At 74.7% G+C, this 11,879-nt stretch carries 9 protein-coding genes and 1 rRNA gene; 4 read left to right on the forward strand and 6 right to left on the reverse strand.

Annotated features, from left to right (window positions below):
• Positions 1-83: 83 nt before the first annotated feature.
• Positions 84-1,244 carry a glycosyltransferase family 4 protein gene (locus DLJ47_RS01475; RefSeq protein ID WP_109898305.1) on the forward strand — a complete coding sequence of 387 codons (1,161 nt, stop codon included), beginning with the start codon at positions 84-86 and terminating at the stop codon, positions 1,242-1,244.
• A gap of 57 nt (positions 1,245-1,301) precedes the next feature.
• Here the strand turns inward: DLJ47_RS01475 and DLJ47_RS35575 are convergent, their stop codons facing one another.
• Complete coding sequence (locus DLJ47_RS35575; protein ID WP_158289757.1) at positions 1,302-1,463, reverse strand: hypothetical protein; 162 nt, start codon at positions 1,461-1,463, stop codon at positions 1,302-1,304.
• On the reverse strand, positions 1,460-3,178 hold the full coding sequence (locus tag DLJ47_RS01480; RefSeq protein ID WP_109898306.1) for a hypothetical protein: 1,719 nt from the start codon (positions 3,176-3,178) through the stop codon (positions 1,460-1,462). Before DLJ47_RS01480 ends, DLJ47_RS35575 begins: the two co-directional genes overlap by 4 nt.
• 149 nt (positions 3,179-3,327) lie before the next feature.
• On the opposite strand from DLJ47_RS01480, the gene DLJ47_RS01485 reads away from it, so the two are divergent.
• The gene (locus DLJ47_RS01485; RefSeq protein WP_109898307.1) at positions 3,328-5,481 is read left to right on the forward strand and encodes a hypothetical protein; all 2,154 of its coding nucleotides are present in this window, start codon (positions 3,328-3,330) and stop codon (positions 5,479-5,481) included.
• Between the two features lie 9 nt (positions 5,482-5,490).
• On the opposite strand, the gene DLJ47_RS01490 is transcribed toward DLJ47_RS01485, so the two are convergent.
• Positions 5,491-6,246, reverse strand: coding sequence for an FkbM family methyltransferase (locus DLJ47_RS01490; protein ID WP_109898308.1), 756 nt, complete (start codon positions 6,244-6,246; stop codon positions 5,491-5,493).
• 174 nt (positions 6,247-6,420) lie between these two features.
• On the opposite strand from DLJ47_RS01490, the gene DLJ47_RS01495 reads away from it, so the two are divergent.
• The gene (locus DLJ47_RS01495) at positions 6,421-7,674 is read left to right on the forward strand and encodes a polysaccharide biosynthesis protein (protein WP_199235646.1); all 1,254 of its coding nucleotides are present in this window, start codon (positions 6,421-6,423) and stop codon (positions 7,672-7,674) included.
• A gap of 15 nt (positions 7,675-7,689) precedes the next feature.
• Here DLJ47_RS01495 and nudC read toward each other — a convergent pair whose 3' ends face one another.
• A complete protein-coding gene (gene nudC / locus DLJ47_RS01500) occupies positions 7,690-8,613 on the reverse strand; it encodes an NAD(+) diphosphatase (RefSeq protein ID WP_109898312.1) in 924 nt (307 codons plus the stop codon).
• Between the two features lie 179 nt (positions 8,614-8,792).
• Here nudC and DLJ47_RS01505 point away from each other — a divergent pair, with 179 nt between their 5' ends.
• On the forward strand, positions 8,793-10,598 hold the full coding sequence (locus tag DLJ47_RS01505; protein WP_109898309.1) for a VanW family protein: 1,806 nt from the start codon (positions 8,793-8,795) through the stop codon (positions 10,596-10,598).
• Positions 10,599-10,671: 73 nt separating this feature from the next.
• Here DLJ47_RS01505 and DLJ47_RS01510 read toward each other — a convergent pair whose 3' ends face one another.
• The gene (locus DLJ47_RS01510; protein WP_109898310.1) at positions 10,672-11,298 is read right to left on the reverse strand and encodes an NADPH-dependent F420 reductase; all 627 of its coding nucleotides are present in this window, start codon (positions 11,296-11,298) and stop codon (positions 10,672-10,674) included.
• 463 nt (positions 11,299-11,761) lie between these two features.
• Positions 11,762-11,878: ribosomal RNA gene (gene rrf / locus DLJ47_RS01515) — 5S ribosomal RNA — on the reverse strand.
• Position 11,879 lies beyond the last annotated feature (1 nt).

The following is an 11,879-nucleotide window of genomic DNA, read 5'->3' on the forward strand; positions in this document are numbered from 1 at the left end:
CGCCGTCACCACCCATTGCGCGACCGGGCCGGGCCGCCCTAGGGTGGCGCGATCGTGCTCACTTACTCACCGGTAGGAGCAGCGTGGACCACTCCGGCACCCCCTCACGCCACGTCCTGTTCCTCAACTGGCGCGACACGACGAACCCGGAAGGCGGCGGCTCCGAGGTCTACATCGAGCGGATCGCGGCCGAACTGGTCGCCGCCGGCCACCGGGTGACCCTGCTCTGCGCCGCGCACGCCAACGCCGGCCTGAGCGGCACCACCGCCGGGGGCGTACGGGTGCTGCGGCGCGGCGGCCGGCACACCGTCTACGCCCGGGCCGCGCTGACCTACCTCGCCGGCCGGTTCGGCTTCGGCCCGCTCGGCCGGCGCGGGCTCGGCCGGCCCGACCTGGTCGTCGACGTCTGCAACGGGGTGCCGTTCTTCGCCCCGCTCTACGCCGGCCGGCCGGTGGTCGCGCTGGTGCACCACGTGCACCGCGAGCAGTGGCCGGTGGTGTTCGGCCCGGTGATGGCCCGGCTGGGCTGGTGGATCGAGTCGTGGCTGGCGGTCCGGCTCTACCGGCGCTGCCGCTACGTCACCGTCTCGGAGGCGAGCCGGGCGGAGCTGGCCGAGCTGGGGGTGGCCGCCGAGCGGATCGACGTGGTGCCCAACGGCACGCCGCCGGTGACCGGCCCGCCGCTGCCCCGCACCCCCCACCCGTCCCTGCTGGTGCTCGGCCGGCTGGTGCCGCACAAGCGGGTGGAGATCGCCCTGCGGACCGTCGCCGAACTGGTCGGCGAGCTGCCCGAGCTGGAACTGGTGGTGGCCGGCCAGGGGTGGTGGGAGAAGCCGCTGCGGGAGCTGTGCGAATCGCTCGGCATCACCCGGCACGTCCGGTTCACCGGCTTCATCAGCGAGGAGGAGAAGCACGCCGCGCTCTCCTCCGCCTGGCTCGCGCTCACCCCCTCGCTCAAGGAGGGCTGGGGGCTGACCATCGTCGAGGCCGCCGCCTGCAGCACCCCGACGGTGGCCTTCCGCTACGCCGGCGGGGTCGCCGAGGCGATGGTGGACAACGAGACCGGCCTGCTCGTCGACGACGAGGCGGAGTTCACCGCCCAGGTACGCGAGCTGCTCGGCGACGACGTACGGCGCAAGGCGATGGGCGAGGCCGCGCTCGCGCACGCCGCCCGGTTCACCTGGGAGGCGACCGGGGCACGCTTCGCGCAGCTGGTGGCCCGGGCGACGGACCGACCCGCCTGATCGACACGACGAAACGAGGGGCGCCCGCCTGACGCGGGCGCCCCTCGTCGTCGTTCGTCAGCGCGTGCCGTACAGCGAAGGCTCGGCGCTCTGCTCGCTGACGCTGGTGACGGCCTCGTCGGCGGACGTGCTGAGCACGCTCGCCAGGCCGACACTCCCGAGCAGGCCGAGCACGACCCCGAGTACCCCGACGGCGACGAACGCGGGCAGGTTCCTCATCCACCTTCTCCTTCCGCGGGACTCGCGTGCCGGGACGCTACCACGCGGTAGCCCACCCGCGCAGCGCCCGAACAACCGATGCCGATCACCACCATTCCGGCCAGCAGGTGGGCGATCCCGACCGGCCCGGGGCGCGCCGGTGGCGCCGGCGCCGACCAGGCCGGGTTCTCGTAGAGGGTCAGCTCCGGCCCGTCGTGGACGACCCGGAGCCCGGCCAGCGCCGCCGCGGGCGGGGGCGGGCCGGCCGCCCGCTGCACCAGCACCCAGCGCGGGTTGGCCGCCGCCAGCGGCGTACCGGTGGCCAGCAGCTCCCGCACCCGGGCCGCCCGCGGGTCCTCGCCGGCGACCGCCAGACCGCCCACCCGCAGCGTGTCGTCGATCAGCACCGGCGCGGCCAGGTAGCGCGGGGCCGGATCGATCACCACCTGACCGCGGTTCCAGCCGTAGCGCTGGTACTCCTGGAACGGCAGCGAGATCACCTCGCCCGGCCGCTGGTCGACCAGCCGTGCCACCGCCGCCCAGTCCGCCGGCCAGCTCACCGGGCGCAGCCGGCCCGCCGCGCCGACCGCCAGATCGGGCAGGAGCGCCACCGGCAGCAGCGCCGCGCCGACCAGCAGCACCCGCCCGGTGACCGACCCGTACCGGGCGGCCAGCCGGTCGGCGAGCCGCTCCGCGCCGAGCGCCACGGCCACCGTCAGGGCGAGCGCGTAGGGCATCAGCAGCTTCTGACCGTCCCGGACCAGGCCCGCCCCGGGCACCGCGGCGACCAGCCAGCCGAGCACGGCCGGGCCGCCGGGCAGCGCGCCGGCCGCCGCCGCCAGCCAGGAACCGGCCGCGAGCAGGCCGAACCGACCGACGATCGCCGGCGGCCAGCGCCGCCGCAGCAGCGGTACGCCGTACCCGGCGACCGCCAGCAGCAGCACGGTCGCCAGCGGCACCAGCACCCCGGCCCGGGAGGCGGGGGTGGTCTGCGCGTTCCAGCTGCCACCGGTGCCGGCGAGCGCGACCAGCGGGCCGGCCCAGTTCTCCGCCCGGGCGGCGAACGCCGCCACCCCGGCCGGGTCGGACCGGCCGGTCCCCGCGCTGACCAGCCCGGCCACCAGCCACGGCGCGTTCAGCAGCAGCGTCGCGCCCACTGCGAGCGCCGCCGACCGGGCCGCCCGCGGGTACCGGCCCGGCACCAGCACCGCGATCACCACCAGGGCGAGCAGCCCGCCGGTGGGGGTGATCGCGGAAGCCGCCGCGGCGAGCAGCAGCCGGGGCAGCGACCCCGGCCGGCCCGCCCGCACCCCGAGCGCCGCCCGCACCAGCCAGGGCAGCGCCGCGTACGCGACCAGCAGCCCCCACTGCCCGATGAGCAGCCGCTCGGCCAGGTACGGCGTCCAGGCGTACCCGAGCGCGGCCACCACCCGTACCCCGACCCGCTCGGTCGGCACCAGACGGGCGGCGCCCAGCGCGGCCAGGTACAGGATCGCCACCAGCACCAGCCGTTGCAGCAGCCAGCCCGGCACCAGCTGGCTGGCCAGCGCCACCACCGCGTCCTGCGGCACCGCCCGGGGCAGCGCCGAGGCCGGGGCGATCACCTCCCAGCCCAGCGGCTGCCGGGGCACGAAGACCATGTCGTAGCGGAGCAGGTAGCCGGGGAGCGCCAGCGGTGCGAGCACCACCGCCGTGACGGCGGCGGCGACCGTGTGCGGCACCAGCCGTTCGCGCATCCGTCGACCTCACCACTGCCGGGCGCGACCGGCCCGCCGCGCTGGTGGCGACACTGTACGCGGACCAGCGGCGAACCATCCGTTGACCTGATGGGACCACCGGTCACCGGTGTGGCAGTCTTCCCGCCATGGCATCGACCGGACCCGAGGTGGATCAGACGCGAGACGAGACCGGCTGGCTCGGCGGCTGGGTACGCGCCGACCCGGTGCGCGCCGTCGGCGTCGTGATGGTCCTGGTCAGCCTGGTGTGGCGGGCGCAGTTGGCGTCGCGGGGCCACCTGGCGGTCGACGACTGGGTGCTGATCTCCCGGGCGTCGGAGGCCGACCTGACGCCGGACTTCCTGCTCACCCTCTACAACAACCACTTCATGCCGGCGGCCCTGCTCAGCACCTGGTTGGTCACCCGGGCGGTGGGCGTCGCCTACTGGCCGTACGTGCTGCTGCTGGCCGCCGCTCAGACGGTCCTCGCGGTGTCCTTCTTCCGGCTGCTCCGCACCCTGGTGCGGCCCGGCTGGGCGATGCTCATCCCGCTCGCGGTCTTCCTGTTCAGCCCGCTGACCCTGGAGGCCACCTCGTGGTGGGCCGTCGGCGTCAACATGCTGCCGATGCAGATCGCCATGGTGCTCGCCGTCGGCGCCCAGGTCCGGTACGTCCGCACCGGCCGTCGGCGGCACCTGCTCAGCCTGGCCGCCGCCGTGCTGTTCGGGCTGCTCTTCTTCGAGAAGGCGCTGCTGGTGGTGCCGCTGGTCTTCCTCGCCACCGCATGCCTGCTCGTCGGCGGCCCGCCGGTGCGCGCGGTCCTCACCACGGTGCGCCGGTACTGGCCGTCCTGGGCCATGCTCACCGCCCTGTCGCTGGGTTTCCTGGCGCTGTACCTGTCGCGCGCGGAGTCCTCGCTCCGGCGGCCCGACTCGCTGACCGAGGTGCTGTCGTTCCTGGGCCAACTGCTCGGCTCCACGGTCGTTCCCGGGCTGCTCGGCGGGCCGTGGCGGTGGTTGCCGGCGGGTGACGGCGCTCCGGTGACCGCTCCACCCGAGCTGGCGCGCTGGCTCGCGTGGGCGGTGTTCCTGACCCTGGTCGTGGTGACCGTGCGCCTGCGCCGGACGGCCGGACGGGCCTGGGTACTGCTCGCGGCCTACCTGACCCTGGTCACCGCGATGCTGGGCGCGACCCGGCTCGGCTCGATCTACAGCGACGTGGCCGGAGCGGTGCCGCGGTACGTCAGCGACGTGGTCGTGGTGGCGGCGCTCTGCCTCGGAGTCGCCCTCCTGGGGCTGGCCACCCCCACGCCCTCGACCGCGGACGGTCCGACCACGCCGGGGGACGCGGCCCGCGATCCCGAACTGACCGAGGCGGATCCGGCCGCCGCCCGGGCGGCCATGGCTCCACCCGCCGGCACCGCCGGGCTCGACCAGCCGGCCACGCATCGGCACGGCGGCGTCATCCACGCGGAAGCGGCCGACGACGAGGTGACCCAGCCGGGTCGCCCGTTCGCCACTCCACCCGCCACGCCGACGTCGACGACACCCGGGCCGGTCGGCCCGGTCGGCCCGGTCGGCCCTACGGCGGCCACGTCGGGGGGCACCGAACCGGCCATCCAGCGGTACCCGGCGGCCGGGGACGGGGATTCGCTACGGGCGCAGCTCGCCCGGCACCGGGAGACCGTGAGCACGGTGCTCACCATCGTGGTGCTGGCCGGCGGACTCGGAGCGGCCTGGACCACCGCCCGGTTCGGCGACGAGTGGGCGGTCAAGAGCGGCAAGGTCTACCTGGAGACCGCGCGGGTTGAGCTCGCCGCCGCGCCACCCGACACGGTCTTCTTCGACCGGCCCGTTCCGCCGGAGGTGGTGCCCGCGCTCTCCGCGCCCTACAACCGGCAGTCCAAGTTCTTCCAGGCCATGGGGGACGCCCCGGTCTTCGTCACCGAGGCCGAGGCCCCGTCCCTCTTCGACGCCAGCGGACGGATCGTGCCGGTCAGCGTCGACGGTCCCGCCGTGGTGCCCGGCCCGGAAGACGGTTGCGGATACAAGATCACCGGCGGGCGGACCGTTCGCATGCCACTCACGGCACCCCGGGACGACTGGTTCTGGGTGGTCCGGATCGGTTACCTCAGCTCCGCCGACACGACGGCAACCTTCCGCCTCGGCTCCGCCACCCGGGAGTTCCCGGTGCGGCAGGGACTGCACCAGTACTTCTTCGAGTTCACCGGAGGTGGGGACGCCGTCGAGCTGACCGTCAACGGCTACGGGGTCACCCTCTGCACCAACGAGGTGGCGGTCGGCACCCCGACCCCGCAGCAGTGAGCGTGCCGGTCATTCCGGACGGAACAGCACCGAGTTGACGTAGCGCGGCCGTGGCCACAGCACCCGCCGGGCAAAGCTCTGGCCGACCCGGGCGATGTTCTGCCGCTGGTGCCCGCCCAGGTCGAAGTCGGCCAGCGGCACCCATGCGCGCCCCGGGAGCACATAGCCCCGGTAGCCCCACCCGGTGAGCAACTTAAGCAGCGGTTGGACCGGCTGGATCCGCTCCTCCACCTCGATCAGCAACACCGGACGGTCCCGGCGGACCGTCTCCACCGCGCCCCGCAGCGCCGGCAGCTCGTGCCCCTCGATGTCCAGCTTGACGAAGCGCACATCGGTGAGGCCGAGCGAGTCCAGGGTGATCCGCCGGACCGCCAAGGGCTCGCCCTGTTCCGGGTCCTCCAGCGAGGAGGTGCCGACGATCGCCCCACCGGCGGGTAGGTAGAGCGCGGCGCTCCCGTTGTGGTCCGACACCGCGGCCTCGACCACCTCGACCGTGGGGAACGCGGCGCGTAGCTGCCGGGCCAACGGCGGGGTGGGCTCCACCGAGACCACCCGGTCGGCGCGGCGCAGCAGGCGTGCGGTCCAGGGCCCGTACCAGGCGCCGACGTCGACGGCGGTGCCGCCGCGCGGAACGAACTCGGCGAGCCGGGCCAGCTCCGGCTCGACCCTGGGGTAGACCCGGCGGATCGCGGCCCCGACGGCCCGCTCCGGTAGCCGTGCGGCCAGTCCGGAGGTCGCTGCCGGGGCCAGGTTCGTCGACGCCATGGGCCAGCACACTAGACGCTCGGCGGTCGTTCGGGCAGGGGTCGAGGGTGCGGGGCTGTCGAGCCGGTCGGTTGAGCGGTACCGTCTCCCCCGGTCGGGACCGCAACCCGACGGATCCCCGGCCGCGACGCGCACGGTCCCGCGCCGGACAGCAGCGCGGTGACGTGGGGTGGCATGACTCAGACCACGGGCAGGGACGCCGGCGCGGCCCGGCTCGGCGCGGCGGGCGTCGCCGTCACCGCCGCCACCATGCTGACCAACGCGCTGGCGTACCTGGTGCCGGTGTTCGGCGCCCGCCGGTTGACCGCCGGTGACCTGGGCGCACTGGCCACCGTGCTGGCGCTCGGCGCCATCGCGGCGGTGCCCGGGTTCGGCCTGCAGATCGCGGTGGCGGCGCACCGGGCGCGGTGGGGCGCCAGCGGCACGGCGCGGCTGGGGCTGCGGACCGCCGCGGTCAGCGCCGTGGTGACCCTCGCGGCGGCGCCGGTGCTCGGCGTGGCGCTGCGGCTCCCGGTGGCGCTGACCCTGCTGCTCGCCGCGAGCACCTTCGCCACCGTGCTGGCCGGCCGCTGGCTCGGCGAGCTTCAAGGCGACCAACGCTTCCTGCGGCTCGCCGGGGCGATGTCCGTGCTCGCCGCCGGCCGGTACGGCGGGCTGGTCGTCGGGCTCGTCCTCGGCCGGGGCCCGGTCGGGGCGCTGCTGTTCGGCACGATCACCGGCTTCCTCGTGCTGCCGCTGCTGGCCCGCCTCGCCCGGCCGGCCACCGGTGCTGCGCCCGCCACCGGTGCTGCGCCCGGCACCGGTGCCACGCTTGGAGCCGCGGCCAGCGGCCCGGCGGGGGACGCGAGCCTGACCGGCCAGCACGTGTTGACCGCGTGCGGGGCCAGCCTGGCCATGCTCGTCATCTCGTACGCCGACCTGATCCTCGCCCGCCAACTGCTGCCCCCGGACGGCTCCGGCGGGTACGCGGTCGGCGCGGTGCTCACCAAGGGAGCGCTCTGGGCGCCGCAGGTGGTCACCGTGCTGGTGCTGCCGCGGCTGGCCCGCGGCGACCGGCGCGCCCGGGCGCTGGCGCTCGCGGTCATCCTGGCCTGCGGAGCGGCGCTGGTGACCGCCGCCGCGGTCGCCGGCGACCTGGCGTTCCGCCTGGCCGGCGGCGCGGACTACCTGCACCTGGCCGGCGAGGCGCCGCTCTTCGCCGCCACCGGCGCCCTCTACGCCGTGGTGTTCATGCTGGTGAACGACCGGGTGGCGGCGGGCGGGCGGTGGCCGGCCGCGCCGCTCTGGGTGGCCACCGCCGGCCTGGCCGCAGCGGCCCTGCTGGTCGCCCCCCGCACGGTGGCGGGGGTGCTCACCACCGCACTGGTCACCGCCGGGGTGACCGCGGCCGTGATGGCCTGGCTGGCCTTCCGTCCCGGCCGCCGCTGACCTCGGTGGGGCGACTCAGGCGCCGGCGGCCAGCCAGGAGCCGAGCAGGTGGCGGTCGATCGAGTCGGGGCGGCCGAGCGGCCGGCCGGCGGCCTCCCGCGCCCGCAGCTCGTCCCGGGTGAACCAGCGCGCCTCCACCAGCTCCTCCCCGTCCACCCGCACCTCCTCCGTGGCGGCGGTGGCCCGGAAGCCGACCATCAGCCCGGCCGGGAAGGGCCACGCCTGCGAACCCTGGTACGCCAGGTCGGTCACCGTCACCCCGGCCTCCTCGGCCATCTCCCGCCGGACCGCGTCCTCCAGGCTCTCGCCCACCTCGACGAACCCGGCGAGCGTCGAGTACGACCCCTCGGGCGCGCCCCGGTGCCGTGCCAGCAGGCAGCGGTCGGGGGCGCCGGGCGCCTCGACCAGCACGATGATCGCCGGCTCGATCCGGGGGAAGAGCAGCCGCCCGCAGTCGGCGCCGGCGCAGGAGCGGACGTGTCCGCCGTCGCGGGGCGTGGTCGGCGCACCGCAGCTGCCGCAGTAACGCTGCTGCCGGTGCCAGTGCAGCAGGCCGCGCGCGTACGCCTGCACGGACGCCTCGGCCGGGCCGAGCCGGCCGACCAGCGCCCGCACGTCCACCGCCGTCGCCGCACCGGCCAGCCGGACCGCCTCCGTCTCCGGCTGCCCGGACAGGTCCACGGCGAAGATCGCGGTGTCGCCGTCCAGGCCGAGGAAGACCGTCTCGTCGGCGGCGGCGAGCGCCTCCGCGGCCCGGTCGGCGGCCAGCCGCACCAGGGTCTCTCCGGAGGTGACCAGGCAGCGGTCCCGCCACAGCGGCAGCACGGCGGTGCGCGGGTCGGTCAGCAGAGCGGTGATCCGGTCCGGGTCGGCGCGTAGCGGCCCCGCCCGGTCCAGCCAGCCACCGCCGTACGCCAGGACCACGTCGTCCGCTCGCATGCCCATACCGTGCCATGCGCCCGGCTGGGTCGACGCACCGGCCCGGCCCCGCGACACGCCGGGCGACACGCGGTGCCGGCGGGCGCGGGGCGCAGACTCCCCGACCGCCCGAGCGTTGGCTACCGTAGGTGTCTCCCGGGGCGACGGCCCCCGTGTGGTATGTCCCGATCGAGGTTGCTGTGACGCTGTACGGCGAGAAAGTTCCACCTGCCGACGACCGGCCCACCGTCCAGGTCACCGCGGTCAGCTGGCCCGGTGACGAATCGGAGGCCGCCGGCCCGGCCGGCGGGGGAGCGCGGCGGCGACGGGTCCGGATGCTGCTCGCCGGCGGGGTCACCGCCGCGGTGCTGGCCTCGGTCGGCGGCGTGGGCGCCTACGCGTACGCCGGGGACGTTCCGCGCGGCACCACGGTGCTCGGCGCCGAGCTGGGCGGTCGGAGCCGGGCGGACGCGGCCCGGGAGCTCCGGGCCGAGCTGGACCGCCGCGCGGCCGAGCTCGCCGCCCCGGTGCCGGTACGGGTGGGCGAGCGGACCGCCGAGCTCAACCCGGCCGAGGTCGGCCTCGCGGTCGACGTGGACGCCACCGTGGCGGCGGCGGCCGAGGCGCGGGCGCACGCGGTCGACCGGCTGGTCGGCAACCGCAGCGTCCCGCCGGTGGTCACTGTCGACATCGCCCGGCTCGACGCCGCGCTCGCGAAGGTCGTCGGCGACCAGGGCCGGAAGATGACCATGCCGGCGATCACCTTCTCCGGCACCACCCCGAAGGCGGTCCACCCGAAGCCGAGCCTGTCGCTCGACCCGGAACGCTCCGCCCAGGCGGTGCGCGAGGGGTGGCTGAGCGGGCAGCCGGTCACCGTGCCGCTGGTCGAGACGCACCCGGCGACCACCGCCGAGGAGGTCGACCGGATGGTCGCCGAGCTGGCGAAGCCGGCCGTGGCCGCGCCGGTGAAGCTCAGCACCGACAAGGGCTCGGTCACCATCGGCCCGAAGGCGATCGCGAAAAGCCTGCGCTTCACGGCGGACAAGGCCGGCGCGTTGACCCCGCAGGTGGACGTGAAGCGGCTGCGCGCGGCGCTGGGCGACGACCTGACGAAGATCGAGGTGCCGCCGAAGGACGCCCGGATGGCGATCTCCGGCGGCAAGCCGAAGGTGGTCGACAACGGCCGGCCCGGCCAGCAGCTGGACAGCGCGGCGCTAGCCCGCGACCTGCTGGCGGTCCTGCCGAAGGCGGACGGCCGGGAGGTCACCGGCGAGCTGAAGCCGGCCGAGCCGGAGCTGACCGCGGCGAAGGTGGCCGAGCTGGGGATCAAGGAGAAGGTCTCCTCCCTCACCACCCGGTTCACCGGTGGCCTCTCCTCGCCGCGCAGCCAGAACATCGTCACCATCGCCAAGGACGTGGACGGCACAGTGGTGCTGCCGGGCGAGACGTTCTCGCTCAACGGCCACACCGGCGAGCGCGGCTACGCCCAGGGCTACCGGGACGCCCCGGTCATCCTCGACGGCAAGCTGGTGCCCGGCGTGGGCGGCGGCACCTCGCAGTTCACCACCACGCTCTTCAACGCCACCTACTACGCCGGCCTGGAGGACGTCGAGCACAAGCCGCACTCCTACTGGTTCAGCCGGTACCCGGCGGTCATCGAGTCGACGATCTTCTGGCCCGACCTGGACTTCAAGTTCCGCAACAACACCCCGTACGGGGTGCTCATCGACACCTCGTACACGTCCAGCTCGATCACCGTGTCGATCTGGAGCACCAAGATCTACGACAGCGTGAAGACCGAGTACAGCCCACGCCGCAACATCACCAAGCCGAAGACCATCTACCTGAAGCCGGGGCCGTCCTGCATCCCGGCGAACGGCATCGACGGCTTCACCCAGGACGCGTACCGGGTGATCCGCAAGGACGGCAAGGTGGTCAAGCGGGAGAAGTTCACCTGGCGCTACGACGCGGAGCCCCGCTACATCTGCGGCGCCGAACCCTCCTGACGCCCGCCGGGCGCACGCTGACAACTGCCCCGCCGGCTTCGTCGCCGGCGGGGCAGTCTGGTTTCGTACGCGCTCAGGGCCGCGCCTGCGCCAGACCCTGTCGTACGCCGTCCGCGTCCAGGTCGGCGCCGTAGACGGGGGTGCCGGGCTGCTGCCGCCAGCTCTCGTCCAGCGATCCGCCGTCGACGGGGTCGAAGCCCAGGGCGTCCACCAACTCCATCACCATCCGCTTCGCCTCGGCGTCGTCGCCGGCCACCGGTAGCGCGATCCGACCCGCCTGGCCGGCCGGGCGGCCGTTCTCCATCAGGTGCTGGGCCATGATCGTGTTGAACGCCTTCACCACCCGGGCGCCCTGAAGGTGGTCGGCGGTCCACCGGCTGGACGAGACGCTGCGGTCCTGAAGCTCGGCGATGTTCCCGTCCCGCTCGGGGTAGTAGTTGTCCGCGTCGACCACCACCGTGCCGGCGAACGCGTCGGCCGGCAGCTCCGGTACGGCCTTCAGTGGCACCGCCACGACCACCACGTCCGCGCCCTGGGCCGCCTGCTCGACGGTGCTGGCCGTCGCCCCGGTCTCCTGAGCCAGCTCGGCGAGGGTCTGCGGGCCCCGGGAGTTGGCGACGGTGACGTCGTGCCCGAGAGCGCTCAGCCGCCGGGTGAGCGTGCCACCGATGTGCCCGGACCCGATGATGCCGATCTTCATACCCGCTCCCCACGTCCCTCCACCAGCCTGACCTGACCCGACGGTACGAGAGCCACCCGCCAGCCCGCCGCGGATTCGACGGATCTCGCCAGCGGCTCCACCCGACAGCTCGGCGGCCGTGGTCACGTGCGGTTGGGGGGCCGTAGGAATGGCGAGCGCTGTTGCTGGTCGCCTTCCCACGTGCATCTGGCCGCTGTCGTTTGTGTTGGCGGGCCCGGGCTGCAGCTCCTTGTTCATCGGAACGGCCCCTTGTTCGTTTCGGGGGCTCTTGCCGGCGGGCGGGCCGTGACCACGATCGAGGTGTGGCCCCGCCGTGACCGGCGGAGGGATCAAGCCTGACCGCCCGGAGCCGGGCACGGCGGGGCCACACCCAACCGCAACCAGCTCAGAAGCCGGCGGGCGAAAATTGGGGGTGGAATGCATTCAGGGCCACCCCGTGGGGGGTGGCCCTGAATGGAAGATTGTCCGGCGGTGTCCTACTCTCCCACACCCTCACGAGTGCAGTACCATCGGCGCTGGAGGGCTTAGCTTCCGGGTTCGGAATGTGACCGGGCGTTTCCCCTCCGCCATGACCGCCGTAA

The organism is Micromonospora sp. S4605 (assembly GCF_003176715.1).
Lineage (GTDB): Bacteria > Actinomycetota > Actinomycetes > Mycobacteriales > Micromonosporaceae > Micromonospora > Micromonospora echinaurantiaca.

What these genes read in the sequence shown, in the direction of transcription:
- DLJ47_RS01510 (WP_109898310.1), bottom strand. Translation starts at nt 11,298, where the DNA reads ATGAAGATCGGCATCATCGGGTCCGGGCACATCGGTGGCACGCTCACC.
- DLJ47_RS01480 (WP_109898306.1), bottom strand. Translation starts at nt 3,178, where the DNA reads ATGCGCGAACGGCTGGTGCCGCACACGGTCGCCGCCGCCGTCACGGCG.
- nudC (WP_109898312.1), bottom strand. Translation starts at nt 8,613, where the DNA reads ATGCGAGCGGACGACGTGGTCCTGGCGTACGGCGGTGGCTGGCTGGAC.
- DLJ47_RS35575 (WP_158289757.1), bottom strand. Translation starts at nt 1,463, where the DNA reads ATGAGGAACCTGCCCGCGTTCGTCGCCGTCGGGGTACTCGGGGTCGTG.
- DLJ47_RS01495 (WP_199235646.1), top strand. Translation starts at nt 6,421, where the DNA reads ATGACTCAGACCACGGGCAGGGACGCCGGCGCGGCCCGGCTCGGCGCG.
- DLJ47_RS01490 (WP_109898308.1), bottom strand. Translation starts at nt 6,246, where the DNA reads ATGGCGTCGACGAACCTGGCCCCGGCAGCGACCTCCGGACTGGCCGCA.